Origin of the sequence: Lysobacter sp. TAB13 (assembly GCF_052113885.1) — a bacterium.
In the GTDB taxonomy this organism is placed as follows: Bacteria; Pseudomonadota; Gammaproteobacteria; order Xanthomonadales; family Xanthomonadaceae; genus Lysobacter; species Lysobacter gummosus.
Genome location: NZ_JBFRDR010000002.1, coordinates 363159 through 377433, shown reverse-complemented (window position 1 = coordinate 377433; position 14275 = coordinate 363159). Strand labels below are relative to the sequence as shown.

General features: G+C 67.5%; 9 protein-coding genes and 1 pseudogene. 7 read left to right on the top strand and 3 right to left on the bottom strand.

From position 1 onward, the window contains the following. Positions 1 to 6 precede the first annotated feature (6 nt). Complete coding sequence (locus tag AB4Y92_RS04340; protein WP_441818542.1) at positions 7 to 909, bottom strand: alpha/beta fold hydrolase; 903 nt, start codon at positions 907 to 909, stop codon at positions 7 to 9. A 417-nt stretch (positions 910 to 1326) separates the two neighbouring features. On the opposite strand from AB4Y92_RS04340, the gene AB4Y92_RS04335 reads away from it, so the two are divergent. Together AB4Y92_RS04335 and AB4Y92_RS04330 are read left to right on the top strand one after the other, a co-directional pair. Continuing rightward, positions 1327 to 2181: an HpcH/HpaI aldolase/citrate lyase family protein gene (locus AB4Y92_RS04335; protein ID WP_441818541.1), complete on the top strand. Its 855-nt coding sequence runs from the start codon at positions 1327 to 1329 to the stop codon at positions 2179 to 2181. A gap of 89 nt (positions 2182 to 2270) precedes the next feature. After that, positions 2271 to 4715: a sodium:solute symporter gene (locus tag AB4Y92_RS04330; protein ID WP_441818540.1), complete on the top strand. Its 2445-nt coding sequence runs from the start codon at positions 2271 to 2273 to the stop codon at positions 4713 to 4715. Between the two features lie 113 nt (positions 4716 to 4828). Here AB4Y92_RS04330 and AB4Y92_RS04325 read toward each other — a convergent pair whose 3' ends face one another. After that, complete coding sequence (locus AB4Y92_RS04325) at positions 4829 to 5635, bottom strand: phytanoyl-CoA dioxygenase family protein (protein WP_441818539.1); 807 nt, start codon at positions 5633 to 5635, stop codon at positions 4829 to 4831. 185 nt (positions 5636 to 5820) lie between these two features. Between AB4Y92_RS04325 and AB4Y92_RS04320 the strand changes: the two genes are divergently transcribed. From AB4Y92_RS04320 to AB4Y92_RS04305, 4 genes are all read left to right on the top strand, one after another. Further along, the gene (locus tag AB4Y92_RS04320) at positions 5821 to 6702 is read left to right on the top strand and encodes a LysR family transcriptional regulator (RefSeq protein WP_235112094.1); all 882 of its coding nucleotides are present in this window, start codon (positions 5821 to 5823) and stop codon (positions 6700 to 6702) included. A gap of 321 nt (positions 6703 to 7023) precedes the next feature. After that, a complete protein-coding gene (locus AB4Y92_RS04315) occupies positions 7024 to 9300 on the top strand; it encodes a TonB-dependent receptor (RefSeq protein ID WP_441818538.1) in 2277 nt (758 codons plus the stop codon). A 196-nt stretch (positions 9301 to 9496) separates the two neighbouring features. Beyond that, positions 9497 to 11059, top strand: a complete 1563-nt coding sequence (locus AB4Y92_RS04310; protein ID WP_441818537.1) for a serine hydrolase domain-containing protein — start codon at positions 9497 to 9499, stop codon at positions 11057 to 11059. Beyond that, entirely contained in the window at positions 11056 to 12018 is a 963-nt protein-coding gene (locus tag AB4Y92_RS04305) for a ribokinase (RefSeq protein ID WP_441818536.1), read from the top strand. Before AB4Y92_RS04310 ends, AB4Y92_RS04305 begins: the two co-directional genes overlap by 4 nt. On the opposite strand, the pseudogene AB4Y92_RS04300 reads toward AB4Y92_RS04305, so the two are convergent. Beyond that, a pseudogene (locus AB4Y92_RS04300) lies at positions 11997 to 12062 on the bottom strand (hypothetical protein); the annotation flags it as partial. The gene AB4Y92_RS04305 and the pseudogene AB4Y92_RS04300 sit on opposite strands and share 22 nt — an antisense overlap. Before the next feature lie 30 nt (positions 12063 to 12092). Here AB4Y92_RS04300 and AB4Y92_RS04295 point away from each other — a divergent pair. Continuing rightward, on the top strand, positions 12093 to 14273 hold the full coding sequence (locus tag AB4Y92_RS04295; RefSeq protein WP_441818535.1) for a formylglycine-generating enzyme family protein: 2181 nt from the start codon (positions 12093 to 12095) through the stop codon (positions 14271 to 14273). Positions 14274 to 14275: the final 2 nt, after the last annotated feature.

Sequence of the window (14275 nt, the reverse complement as noted above, 5' to 3'; positions counted from 1 at the left end):
CGTGTCTCAGTCGAGAGGGTGGCGGTCGAGGAAGGCGCGGATGTCCGGCACCAGAATCTCGCTCTTGTCTTCCAGCACGTAATGTCCGGCGTCCTTGAACGCCTGCACCTGCGCCCGCGGCAGCGCGTCGGTGAAGCCTTTCAGGAAGTGATGATCGAAGACGAAATCGGCCAGGCCCCAGCCGATGAACACCGGCCGGTCGGCGTATTCGGGCAGCTTGCGGCCCATCGCCTGCACCAGCGGCCAGGCCTTGTCGCCCTCGCCCAGCGGAATGTCCTGGACGAAACGCGAGGTGGCGATGCGGTTGGCCCAGGAGTCGTAAGGCGCGACATAGGCGCGGCGCACCTGCGCCGGCATCGCCTTGACCACGCCCAGGCGCGAGGCGCCGCCGGCGAAGGCGTTGAAGCCGCGGATCAGGCCGGTGCCGATCGACGAATCGCGGCCCAGGCGCAGGCGCTTGGGCAGCGGCTTGGCCGCCGGCAGCGGGAACGCGCCGGTGTTGGTGATCACCAGCCGCTTGATCTGATCGGAATGCTTCAGGCCCCAGCCGAAGCCGATGCCGCCGCCCCAGTCGTGCACGGCCAGGGTCATCGGACCGGTGACGCCCAGGTGCTGCAGCAGCCGTTCGACATCATCGACCCGCGATTGCAGGGTGTATTCGTAGCGATCGTCGCCGGGCTTGTCCGACAGGCCCATGCCGACGTGGTCGGGGACGATGCAGCGGTAGCGGTCCTTCAGGCCCAGCACCAGCTTGCGCCAGTAATAGCTCCACGACGGGTTGCCGTGCAGCATCACCACGACCTCGCCATCGCGCGGGCCTTCGTCGAGGTAGCTCATGCCGATGCCCGGACGGACTTCGAAACGCTGCGGCTGGAAGGGGTAGTCGGGGAAGCTGGAGCTGGACGTCATCGGCGACTCGGTGAGCGGCGCGCGAGCGGGGCGCGGCCTGGACGGAATGGGCGCCATTATCGGGCCGTGCCGGGCCGATGGGGGATTTTGCTCGCGGCGCGGGCGGGGCGGGCCCGGAATTTGGCGGAATCTGGCGGTTTTGGGGGTGGCTCGGTGGAGGGCCGGGCTTGGGTGGGTGGCCAGGCCAGTTGAGCTTGCGCGGCTTCGGGGGTCGGGGCTGAAGCTCCCTCCCACAAAACACCTCGTGGCTTCGGCGCGGCTGTCGGCTCGCTTATCCCAGCCCTGCATCCATTCTCCATTCCCGCCCCGATCAAAACAAAACCTATCGTTTGAACATGCCACCCCTGTGCGATTGCCACTGTTTGCTTGACGCACACTCCGGGGCCATGACGATTCGCAATCCGCCGCGGTGGCTCCATGCGTAGCAAGTTGTTCGTGCCCGGCACGCGGCCGGAGCTGTTCGACAAGGCGCTGGCCGGTCCGGCGGACGCGTTGTCGTTCGATCTGGAAGACGCGGTCGCCGAGGAGCGCAAGGCGGCGGCGCGCATCGCGGTCGCCGGCTTCGTCGGCTCCGAGGCGGCGCTGGCCTCGCGCAAGCTGATGATCGTGCGCGTCAACGCGCCGGACTCGCCGCACTTCACCGCCGACATCGCCGCGGTCGCGCGCGACGGCGTGACCTTGATCAATCTGCCCAAGATCGAATCGGCGGCGTCGTTGCGCGCGGCGGTCGCGGCGATCGAACGCGCCGAGACGCTCAACCGCATCGCCCAGCCGATCGGCGTGCTGGTCAATATCGAAACTCCGCGCGCGCTCGCCAACGCCTCCGAGATCGCCTCCGCGCATCCGCGCGTGGCCGGCCTGCAACTGGGGTTGGCCGATCTGTTCGAAGCCGCGGGCGTGGAGCGCTACGACATGGCCAACGTGCACGCGGCCATGTTCGCCGTGCGCATGGCCGCCGCGCAGGCCGACGTGTTCGCCATCGACAGCGCCTACGCCGATCTGCACGACGAAGCCGGGTATCTGGCCGAAGCGCGGATGGCGCGGCGGCTGGGCTTCATCGGCAAGAGCTGCCTGCACCCGGCGCAGGTCGGACTGGCGAACAAGATCTTCGCCGCGACCGCGGCCGAGCTGGACGCGGCGCGGCGCATCGTCGCGGCGGCGGCGGCCGCGCCGGACGCGGGCCGCGGCGTGTTCGTGGTGGATGGACGCATGATCGATCTGCCGTTTCTCAAGCGCGCGCAGGCGCTGCTGGCGGCGGCGGAGCGCGCCTGAGCCGCCGCGATGCGGGCGGCTACAGTGCAGTCGGGGTAAAACTGCGAGCCGGGGCGATCCGGTCCGCATCGATGACGGGGCGGTATTCGATGTCGCAATTCTTGTGGGCGCTGGCGCGTGCGGGCCGGACGATCCGGGCGCGCGGTCTGGTCGCGTTGCTGTGCGCCGGCCTGATGCTGGCAGCGACGGCGGCGCAGGCCGAGCCGCTGACGCCGCTGCAGGCCGGCACGCTGCCGTCGCTGCAGAACGCCTCGCCGCTGATCGGGCTGGCGACGGTCGATGGCCGCACCCTCGCGATCGGCCGCGACCACGCGTGGCGACTCGATAACGATCGCCACGCCTGGCTGCCGCTGCAATGGACCGCGGCGCCATGGGCCGGCGCGGTGGTCGGCGACGGCACCCGCGCGTATCTGCTGCCGTCCGATGCCGGTGCCTCTGTCGCGATCGCGCGCATCGACGCCGACGACAACGGCGCGCGCCTGCGCCCCTTGCCGCCGCTGCCGGCGCCGCTGTCGCAACTGCGCGCGACCTTGTCCGACGACACGCTCTACCTCGCCGGCATCGGCGCCGATGGCAAGGCGCATGTGTTCCAGCGCCCCAGCGCCGACGCCGGCATCGCCTGGACCTCGCTTCCGGCCTGGCCCGGCGGCGCCGCGCCGCGTTCGCTGATCACCCAGACCCGCGCCTTGTTCCTGATCGTCGCCGATCCGCGCGGCGGCGCCGACCGCCTGCTGCGCTGGTCGGCCGATAAAGCCTGGAGCGACGCCGGCCGCGTGCCCGGCCAGGTCGTGCCCGGAACCGGCCGCGCGACCGGTCAGGCGCACGTGCTGTATCCGGTCGCCGATCCCGCCCTCGCCCACGCCGCGGCCAAGCTGATGATCTACCAGACCATCACCGGCTCCTGGGCGACGCTGCCCGGCGCCGAACTGCCCACCGGCGCCGGCGCCACCGCGCACTGGCCCGACGGACTGGTCTGGGCCCAGGCCTCCGCCGACGGCGCGCATACCGCCTTCGCCACCGCTCAGGTGCAGTCGAGCAAGTTGCGATTGCACTGGCTGGATTGGGTGGTGATCGTGGTCTATCTGGCCGGCATGATCGGCATCGGCCTGTTCTTCTACCTGCGCGAGAAGCGCGGCTCGACCAGCAGCTTCTTCGTCGGCGGCCGCAGCATCCCGTTCTGGGCCGCCGGCGTGAGCCTGTACGCGGCCAACACCAGCTCGATCAGTTTCATCGCAATCCCGGCCAAGGCCTTCGAAACCAACTGGCAGTACCTGGCCAACAACATCGTCGCGGTGTTCGGGTTGATGTTCGTCGCGGTGTGGATCGTGCCGCTGCTGCGCCGGCTGGACCTGATGTCGGTGTTCTCGTACCTGGAAACGCGCTTCCATCCGGCCATCCGCATGCTCGCCAGCGCCTTGTGCATCGTGGTGCAGATCGGCAGCCGCATGAGCGTGATCCTGTTCCTGCCCGCGCTCGGCATCGCCACCATCACCGGCATCAGCGTGTTCTGGAGCGTGATCCTGATGGGCGGCTTCACCATCGTCTACACCGCGATGGGCGGCATGAAGGCGGTGATCTGGACCGACTTCGTGCAGGTGATCGTCAAGATGGGCGGCGCGCTGTTCGCGATCGGTTTCATGATCTGGCACCTGCGCGGCGGCTTCGGCGAGTATTGGTCCACGGCGATGTCGCTGGGCAAGATGCACACCTTCGACTTCAGCTTCGACATGACCAAGGCCACCGTGTGGGGCTTCATCTTCCTGGTGGTGTTCGAAGTGGTGCTGACCTTCCCGAAGGATCAGGTGCTGATGCAGCGCACCTTGTCGACCAAATCCGACAAGGAAGCCGGACGCTCGATCTGGGCGTTCGCCGCCATCACCATTCCCGGCGGCATCATCTTCTACACCATCGGCACTTCGCTGTTCGTCTACTACAAGAACAATCCCGAGCGGATGAATCCGCTGCTGCCGATCGACGCCACCTTCCCGATGTTCATCGCCGCCGAACTGCCGGTGGGCGTGACCGGCTTGATCATCGCCGGCATCTTCGCCGCGGCGATGGCGACCTTGTCCGGCATCATGAATTCGGTGGCGACGCTGATCTCGGTGGACTTCTACGAGAAGCTGGCCAAGGACCGCAGCGCCAAGAAGAGCGTGTTCTTCGCCGAGATCATGACCGTGGTGGTGGGTTTGATCGGCATCGCCACCGCGCTGCTGCTGTCGAAGTTCAACGTGCATTCGCTGTTCGACCTTTCGATCGAACTGGCCGGCCTGCTGGGCGGCGGTTTCGCCGGCGCCTACACCCTGGGCATGTTCACCCGCCGCGCCAACTGGCAGGGCGTGGCGATCGGCATCGCCGCCAGCATCGCCCTGACCCTGGTGATCTGGACCTTGCAGATGGTCCATCCGTACTACTACCTGGCGATCTCTATCCTGTTGTGCATCGTGATCGGCTACGCCGCCAGCCTGTTCTTTCCGGCGCCGCAGCAATCGTTGAAGGGTTTGACCATCTATCGCGACCGGGCCAGCGATTGAAAGCGCGCCGCCTTCGTCGTGCGCGCGAATGCGACGGCCTGCGCCATCGCATGCGGGTTACGGCAAGCGCGCCGCGGCTCAACGATCGCAGCGATCGCGCCCCACGAATTCAATCAGCGCTGCGGACCGCCCATGCCGCCCATCATTCCCGGATCGTGCGCTCCGCCCGGCACCGTGCGCTCGCCGGTGGCTTGATTGACCTTCACCCGCCACGGATAGTGATCGCCGGAACCGCCGGTGCCGGCGGCCTGCAGATGGTTGGTCACCGCCTTGCGCCAGGCCGGGCCGGTGTTGGCGTTGCTCATGTGCGGGGTCTTGGAATGATGGAAGGCGACATCGCCGCGCGCCATCGGACAGGCCACGGCGCGGCCCTCGTCCACCTCGCACACCAGCAGATCGCTTTGCACGCCTTCGACCAGGCGATGGGTCAGCACGCCGTCGCGATGGCCGCCGTCGATGAAATGCATGCAGCCGTTGACGGTGTCCACGTCCTGCAGCGGAATCCAGCCGGTGATGCCGCGATCGAACAGATTGCCGCCCCAATAGCCTTCGTCCTGATGCCAATAGGTCGGCGCGCTCTTGCCCGGCGGCTTGCCGAGAAACTGGTCGTACCAGAATGCCATCTCGCGCGACATCAGCGCGGAGGCGAAACTCGCCAGCCACGCGCGATACGGCTGCGCGGCGATGTCCGGCCAGACCAGGGTCGGCGAGGACTGCACGATCCGGAACGAGCGCTGCTCCTTGCTTTCGCTGCGATCCCAGGCCCAGTCGTTGGCCAGGCGCTCCTTGTCGGCCAGCAGCAGATCGCAATGCGCTTCGATCCGGTCCAGTTCCTCCGCCGGCAGTGCTTGCCGCACCACCAGATAACCGTGTTCGGCGAAGGCGGCGATGTGCTCCGGGCTGGCGACGGGATACGGCATGACGGCGTTCCGATGGCGGGCGAAGTTCGCGCCGATTGTTCGCCGCCGCGTTCCGAGCGCCAAGGCGCGCGGACTATATTCACACGCAGGCTCCGCTTGACTCCGGGAAAACGCCGTCCGGCGCTCGGCACATGGCGCCGGTGCGCACGCTCGGGTAGCCTGCCGACAACAACCAGCGGGGCGCCGTGGAAACCCAGTTCCTACATACTTTCGTGACCGTGGTCGATCAAGGCTCGATGGCCGCGGCCGCGCGCGTGCTCAACATCACGCCGGCCGCGGTGGCGCAGCAGATCCGCACGCTCGAACGCGAGATCGGCGCGCCGCTGATCGCCCGCGTCGGCCGCACCGTCAGCGTCACCGAGGAAGGCGCGCGCATTCTGCCGCGCACGCGCGAGCTGCTGCGCAACGTCGCCGACCTGCGCAGCGTCGCCAACGAAAGCGAAGTCGCCGGCGAATTGCGCCTGGGCGCCTGCCCGACCGCATTGGCCGGCATGCTGCCCGATGTGCTCGCGCGCATGGTCGAATCGTTCCCGGGCATCAACGTGTTCATCCAGCCGGGCTATTCGGCCGATCTGTACCACTCCGTGGAGAAGGGCGATATCGACGCCGCGGTGGTGCTGCAGGCGCCGTTCCCCTTGCCCAAGACCTGCGAGTGGCAGTTGCTGCGCGAAGAGCCGCTGATCGTGCTGGCGCCGCTGAGCATGGCCGATCGCAATCCGCACGAACTGCTGTCGACCCAACCGCTGATCCGCTACGACCGTCACCATTGGGGCGGACGCCAGGCCGACGAATACCTGCGCCAGGCCAATATCGTTCCGCGCGAGCGCTTCGAACTCAACGCGCTCAACGCCATCGCGGTGATGGTCGACCGCGGCCTGGGCGTATCGCTGGTGCCCGACTGGGCGCCGCCGTGGCCGGAAGGATTGAAGCTCGCGCGCATTCCGCTGCCCGACGCGTCGGCCAAGCGTTGCATCGGCATCGTCTGGTCGCGGTCGAGCGTGCGCGTGCGCCTGGTCACCGCGTTCCTGCGCGAAAGCCGCAAAGTGGTCGCGGCGCAGACGCATTGAGCCGCGCGCCGCCGCGCCGGCGGCGCGATTCCAGCATTGCTCGTACAGCGCACGGCAGCCGCGTGCGTCGTCCGATGCTGCGCCGCGACAAAACTTTCTCTATCGATCCATTCGGCTTAAGCCAACAAAACCTAGTCTGTGAACATACCCCGCATCGGTTCCAACCGTGACGGGGAGCGCATAGGCTCGCGTCGAACCTGCTCAAGACACTCGGTGCGAGAGGGAAGTCGCGATCCGCGACAGCGCCGGCGTCCGCGCACGTCACCGAGCACGCGCCGCAACGGTATGCCCGCGCGATCACCGGCACTCAACGAGACAGACATGGTCAAGCCACTTTCCGCCGCGATCCGCAGCATCGTGCTGCTTTCCACCTTTGCCGGCGCCGCGCAAGCGCAGGACGCCGCCGTCCCCGCGCAGGACGGGCAAAAGCAAGACACGCAGGCCGTCAATCTCGACAACGTCGTGGTCACCGGCACGCGCAGCCCCAAGGCGGTCGACAAGATTCCCGGCGCCATCACCCTGGTGTCCAAGGCCGAACTGGCGCGCTCGCTGGTGTTGACCGAAGACGCGACCGCGGTGCTGTCGCGCTCGGTGCCCGGTTACGCCGAATCCTCGCAGGCGATGAGCAACACCGGCGAAAACCTGCGCGGCCGCGTCGCGCTGCGTTTGTTCGACGGCGTGCCGCAGGGCTCGCCGCTGCGCGAAGGCACCCGCAACGGCACCTTCACCGACATGGGCATCGTCGGCCGGATCGAAGTCATCAACGGCCCTTCGGCGTCAGAAGGCATCGGCGCGGCCGGCGGCATCATCAACTACCTGTCCGCGGCGCCGACCAAGGAAGGCAACGAGTTCACCATCACCTCGCGCTACACCACCCAGTTCAAGGACGACAGCGCCGGCTGGAAGCTCGGCGCGACCTTCGCGCGCAAGGCCGGCAATTTCGACATGATCGCCTCGGCCTCGTTCCTGGACCGCGGCATCACCTACGACGGTAACGGCCGCCGCATCGGCATGAACACCAGCGGCTCGCTGGCCGACACCGAATCTCGCAACCTGTTCATCAAGGCCGGATACAACTTCGGCGAAGACGGCGTGCAGCGCATCGAAGGCTCGGTCAGCCACTTCAACATCGAAGGCAAGGCCAACTACATCCAGGTGCTGGGCTGCCGTCCGGACGAGCGCGCGCTGTGCGGCGAAACCCGCACCAACACCTCCGAGCGCGGCAGCGTCTTCGGCTCCAAAGCCGCGATCAACGATTTCAAGCAATACCAGCTCAGCTACATCCATTCGGATTTCTTCGGCGGCACGCTGACCGTCAACGGCTACAAGGCCGATCAGGAAATGCGCTACCTGCCGGAGAACACCATCGACCGACAAGACCCGCTGATCGCGCCGGTCAACACGCTTTACGATCAGTCCGAAATCGTCACCAACAAGAAGGGCCTGCGCACCTCGTGGACGCGGCCCTCGCTGTTCTCGGTCAGCGGCCTGGAACTGCGGGTCGGCCTGGACCTGGTCAAGGACACCGCGCAGCAGCGCCTGGCGCTGACCGATCGCCTGTGGGTGCCGCCGATGGAATACAGCAGCCGCGCACCGTGGATGCAGCTGTCCTGGGACATCGGCCCGGTGACGCTGTCCGGCGGCATCCGCCGCGAAGACGGCGAGCTGCACGTGGACAGCTACACCACCACCTGGTATCGCGACCGCCGCAACGTCGGCGGCGGCTCGCTCGACTATCAGGAAAACCTGAAAAACTTCGGCGCGGTCTGGCGCATCGACGACAAGTGGTCGGTGTTCGGCTCCTACGGCGAGGGCTTCACCCTGGCCAATGTCGGCATTCCGCTGCGCAACATCCAGTGTTCCGGTGATGGCGGCAGCATCCAGACCAACGGTTGCCCGAACGATCCGCCGATCAGCGTCGAGGATCTGCTGGACCTCAACGCCATCGTGGTGAAGAACACCGAGTTCGGCTTCAACTGGCGCGGCGAGCGCGGCTCGCTGAGCGCCTCGCACTACGACTCCAAGTCCGACTACGGCCAGTCGCTGGCGATCGATCCGGCCACGAACGACTTCGTGCTGCTGCGCGCGCCGGTGCGGATCAAGGGCTACGAGCTGTCGGCCGACTGGCGCTTCAACGAAGACTGGCGGGTCAGCGCGGTGTACTCGCACACCCGCGGCATGACCTCGTTCTGGGCCGCCGATGCGGCCGGACGCTACGGCGCCGGCGGCATGAACAAGCCGATGGGTGTGCTCGACATCAATCCGGACAAGTTCGCCTGGACCCTGACCTGGAACTTCATCCCGCGCGGCGACATCAGCCTGGGCGCGACCACGCTGTTCTCGCGCAACCTGTCCGGCAGCGACGTGCGCGGTTTCGACAACCGCAGTTTCAGCTTCAACGAAAGCACCCACGGCTACACCTTGTTCGACCTGGGCATGAACTACCAGACCGAGCGCTACGGCAAGTTCTCGCTCGGCATCGAGAACCTGTTCGACAAGCAGTACATCCTGAGCTGGTCGCAGCCGCCGGGCGGATTCCAGAACTACTGGGCCGGACGCGGACGCACCGTTTCGATCAGCCACACCTTCAAGTTCTGAACCGCCGCGCGCGTCCACGAACCTTCCTTTCGACCGCCGCCGGCCCGGACGCCGGCGGCGGTGTTTTTCCGCTTTCCCAGGACCGCCTTCCTTGCCCGTTTCCCCCGCCCTTCGCCGCTGCCTGTTGATCCTCGGTGCGGGCTGGACGGGTGCAGCGTGGGCGAACGGTGTTGCGTCCATTGCGCAAGACGGCTCGATGTCTGGCATCGCCTCCACTGCGCACGACAGCTCGATGTCTTTTGTGGGAGGGGCTTCAGCCCCGACAGTCGAAGCGACGCACGCGCAGCCCGCGCCGCCGCGATCCGAACCCTTATCCATCCCCGCCGTGACGCCCGACTTCAACGCGCTGCACGCCTTCATGCGTAAGACCACCGATGCACGCGGCTACCTCGGCGCGGTCACCCTGATCCTGCGCGACGGCCGCATCGTCGATTTCCAGTCCTACGGCCAGCGCGATCTGGCGCGGCGCGAGCCGATGCGCAAGGACGCGATCTTCCGTATCTATTCGATGAGCAAGACCGTCGCCTCGGCGGCGGCAATGCTGCTGGTCGAGCAAGACCGCGTGCGATTGGACGATCCAATCTCGCGTTACCTGCCCGAACTGGCGCAGCGGCAAGTAATGACCGCCGGCGACGACGGCGCGCCGACCTTGCGGCCAGCCACGAGCGAGATCACCGTGCGCCACTTGCTGACCCACACCGCCGGTTTCGCGGCCGGGCTCAAGGGCGACGGCGCGGCGATGGCGGCGATGCAGCGCAACGATCCGCACGACGCCCCGGATCTGCGCGGCTTCGTCGAGCGGCTGAGCCACGCGCCGCTGGCCGCCGATCCGGGCACGCGCTTCGGCTACGACGGCGCGGCAATCGAAGTGTTGGCGCGCATGGTCGAAGTCGTATCCGGCCAGCCGTTCGACGCCTTCCTGTACGAACGCATCTTCCAGCCGCTGGGCATGCGCGACACCGGTTTCGCAGTGCCCGTCGCGCAACGCGGAAGAGTGGTCGATATCACCACGATGGGCGATGACGGCCAGTTGCGCATCGCCGACGGGCCGAGCGCGCGTGAACCCGGGGCCGCCTTGAATGGCTATCCCAGCGGCGCGGGCGGTTTGTATTCCACCGCTTGCGACTATGCACGGTTCGCGCAGATGTTGTTGGATGGGGGTGTGATAGCGGGTCGGCTTGGCGATAGTGATTGCGATGATGGTTTGTCGGTGGATCGGCACGCGTCGAAAGATGCTCCACACGCGGAAGACGCTCGGCTACCGACACACCCCAAGCCGTCATTCCCGCGAACGCGGGAATCCAGCGACTTTCGTGCGGCGACGTCAAAGTCACTGGATTCCCGCGTTCGCGGGAATGACGGGGTGAAGGAGCGGCGCGGCCTGATAGCCCCGCACAAGCAGCCCCGCCTGCTGCGAGCCGAAACCGTCGCCCTGATGCTGAGCAACCAACTGACCATGCTCGACCCGCCCGTCCATCAATACAGCCCCAACGAAGGCTTCGGCTTCGGCGGATCGGTGGTCATCGACATCGGCCGCGACGGCCGGCCCGGTTCGCTCGGCCGCTTCGGTTGGCCCGGCGCGGCCTCGACCACCTACGCGATCGATCCGGCGCAACACAGAGTCGCCATCGCCCTGCTGCAGCACCTGCCACGCAGCGAAGCCAAAGCGGACCTGCCGCGAATCAGCCGCGACTTCTATCGGCTCGTGGATGAGGCGATGACTCCGCGCAGCACGTCGAACGCGAAGACACAGCCATGACCGAACCGACCCGCCGCTTCGTCCTGATCGCCGGCTCAGCCAACCTGGACTTCGTAGTACGCGCCAGCCACGTCCCGGCGCCGGGCGAAACCGTGCTCGGCCGCGAACTGCACACCTTCCCCGGCGGCAAGGGCGCCAATCAGGCTATCGCCTGCGCGCGCGCCGGTGGCGCCGCTACGCGCATGCTGCTCGCGCTCGGCGAGGACGCCTACGCCGAACCGATCGAACGCTCGCTGCGCGATGCCGGCGTCGAACTACTGATCCACCGCAGCCGCGAACACGCCACCGGCACCGCCTTCATCTGCGTGTCCGACGAAGGCGAGAACGCGATCACCGTCGCGCCCGGCGCCAACGCCACCTTGCGCGGCGAGGATCTGCCCGAGTTGAACGAGGTCAGCCACCTGCTGCTGCAACTGGAATCGCCGCTGGACGCTGTGGAGACCTGGGCGCGCCGCGCCCGCGCCGCCGGCGTGCGCGTGGTGCTCAACGCGGCGCCGGCGCGGGCCTTGCCGGCGTCGCTGCTGGACTGCGTGGACTTGCTGATCGTCAACGAAGGCGAGCTCGCTGCGATCACCGGCATCGCTAATGATCTCGACGCAGCGCTGGCGCGCGTGGGCGTGGCGAACGTCGTGGTGACCCTCGGCGCGCGCGGCTGCCGCGCGCGCTTCGACGGCGAGTATCTGCAGCAGCCCGCATTCACCGTCCAGGCGCTGGACACCACCGCCGCCGGCGACACGTTCTGCGGCACACTGGTCGCGGCGCTGGCCGCCGGCGCCGCGTTCGCCGACGCGCTGCGCCGCGCCTGCGCGGCCTCGGCCCTGGCCTGCACCCGGCTCGGCGCGCAGACCAGCGTGCCGGCGCAGAATGAAGTCCTGGCGCTGTTGCACACTGCTGTTGCGCAAGCGGTTGTGGGAGGGGCCTGCGCCCCGACGCCTTCCGGCCAGAACGCCATGATCTGAAACAAGAGCATCGGGGCACAAGCCCCTCCTACAACAGCCTGCATTCCGAACGTTTTCGCGAATCCGAGTCGCCCATGTCTCACTACGATCCCGCCGCCGACGCCGCCCCCGAAGACGAACGCCCGCGCGTGCGCCACGAATACAAGTTCTCGCACGTCACCACCCAGCGCTATCTGCCGCTGCCCGGCAAGGCGCCGGGCTGGCCGTTCGCCGAGATCGGGCATTGGAAGATGGAGGTGGACGCAACCCTCGACGATTGGATCGCCGAGCTCAAGGACTGGCGCCGCGAACATCTGATCCGCATCGGCTACGACGACGCCCATTACCGCCGTCCCGAGCTGCAATGGGCGCAGCGCAATTTCGTCCACGCCCAGATGATGGCCGAGGACCGCTATTTCTACGATCCCATCGAAGGCCGCTACACCGTCGACCGGTATCTCGACGATCTGCAGCGCCGCTACGGCGGCATCGACAGCGTGCTGATCTGGCATGTGTATCCGAACATCGGCGTGGACGATCGCAATCAGTTCGATCTGGCCGCCGATCTGCCCGGCGGCCTCGAAGGCCTGCGCGGAGCGATCGCGGATTTCCATCGCCGCGGCGTGCGCGTGTTCCTGCCGACCATGCCCTGGGACCAGGGCACGCGCGACAGCGGCCGCCCGGATTGGGAGTGCGTGGCCGAACTGGTCGCGGCGGTCGGCGCCGACGGCGTCAACGGCGACACCTACAACGGCGTGCCGCGCGCGTTCTTCGATGCCTGCGACCGACTCGGCCATCCGGTGGTGCTGCAACCCGAGTCCACGATCAGCGCCGAGGAAGCGCTGATCTGGAACGTGCAGAGCTGGGGCAAGAAGGCGCCGAACGAAGTCGTGCCACCGGTGGCCAAGTTCAAGTGGCTCGAATCGCGACACATGATCAATTACGAGAACCGCTGGGGCCGCGACCGCAACCACGACCTGCAATACATCTTCTTCAACGGCGTGGGCTACAACGCCTGGGAAAACATCTGGGGCCTGTGGAACCAGCTCACCGACCGCGACGCCGAAAGCCTGCGTCGCATCGCCATGATCGAACGCGAGTTCGCGCCGAACATGGTCAGCCCGGATTGGCGGCCGTATGCGCGCACCCTGCAGGCCGGCGTGTTCGCCAGCCGCTTCCCGCATCAGGGCGCGACGGTGTGGACCGTGGTCAATCGCCACGAATACGAGATCGCCGGCGAGCAGATCGCGGTCGATCACGATGAGGGCACGCGTTACTACGACCTGTGGAACGGCGAGGCGCTGACGCCGCGCATCGACGGCGCTCGCGCGGTGCTGGAGTTCGCCGTGGAAGGCCGCGGCTTTGGCGCGCTGCTGGCGCTGGCGGCCGGCGCCGAACATCCGGAGCTGGACGCGTTTCTGGCGCGCATGCGCGAACGCGCGGCGACGCCGTTGCACCGCTACTCGGCGCAGTGGCGCTCGCTGCAGCAACGCCTGCTGCCGATCGATCCGGTCGCCGCGGTCGCGTCGGCGCCGCCGGGGATGATCGAAATCCCGGCCGGCGAATTCGACTTCAAGGTCGGCGGCGTGCAGATCGAGGGCCAGAGCTGGGACGGCGTGGACGTGCAATACCCGTGGGAAGACAGCGCGCGCCGCAACCATCGCAAGCGCATGCGCCTGCCGCGCTATTTCATCGACCGCACGCCGGTCACCAACGCCGAGTATCTGCGCTTCGTCCAGGCCAGCGGCTATCGGCCGCGCGATACGCACAATTATCTGCGCGACTGGATCGACGGCGCGCCGCGTCCGGGCTGGGAGCGTCGTCCGGTCACCTGGGTGTCGATCGAAGACGCGCGCGCTTACGCGCAGTGGGCCGGCAAACGCCTGCCGCGCGAGTGGGAATGGCAGTACGCCGCGCAGGGCGGCGACGGCCGTCTCTACCCGTGGGGCAACGATTGGCGCGACGACGCCGTGCCCGCGCCCAATCGCGGCCGCCGCCTGCGCGCGCCCGATGAGGTCGATGCGCATCCGGCCGGCGCCAGCCCGTTCGGCGTGCTCGATCTGATCGGCAACGTCTGGCAATGGACCGACGAATACCACGACGAACACACCCGCGCGGCGATCGTGCGCGGCGGCAGTTCCTATCAGCCGCAGACCTCGCATTGGTATTTCCCGCAGGCCTATCGCCTGGATCAGCACGGCAAGCTGCTGCTGATGGCGCCGAGCAAGGACCGCTCGGGCTGCATCGGTTTTCGTTGCGTCGCCGATGCGAGCTGACC

What these genes read in the sequence shown, in the direction of transcription:
- AB4Y92_RS04340 (WP_441818542.1), bottom strand. Translation starts at nt 909, where the DNA reads ATGACGTCCAGCTCCAGCTTCCCCGACTACCCCTTCCAGCCGCAGCGT.
- AB4Y92_RS04305 (WP_441818536.1), top strand. Translation starts at nt 11,056, where the DNA reads ATGACCGAACCGACCCGCCGCTTCGTCCTGATCGCCGGCTCAGCCAAC.
- AB4Y92_RS04325 (WP_441818539.1), bottom strand. Translation starts at nt 5,635, where the DNA reads ATGCCGTATCCCGTCGCCAGCCCGGAGCACATCGCCGCCTTCGCCGAA.
- AB4Y92_RS04310 (WP_441818537.1), top strand. Translation starts at nt 9,497, where the DNA reads ATGTCTGGCATCGCCTCCACTGCGCACGACAGCTCGATGTCTTTTGTG.
- AB4Y92_RS04335 (WP_441818541.1), top strand. Translation starts at nt 1,327, where the DNA reads ATGCGTAGCAAGTTGTTCGTGCCCGGCACGCGGCCGGAGCTGTTCGAC.
- AB4Y92_RS04315 (WP_441818538.1), top strand. Translation starts at nt 7,024, where the DNA reads ATGGTCAAGCCACTTTCCGCCGCGATCCGCAGCATCGTGCTGCTTTCC.
- AB4Y92_RS04295 (WP_441818535.1), top strand. Translation starts at nt 12,093, where the DNA reads ATGTCTCACTACGATCCCGCCGCCGACGCCGCCCCCGAAGACGAACGC.
- AB4Y92_RS04330 (WP_441818540.1), top strand. Translation starts at nt 2,271, where the DNA reads ATGTCGCAATTCTTGTGGGCGCTGGCGCGTGCGGGCCGGACGATCCGG.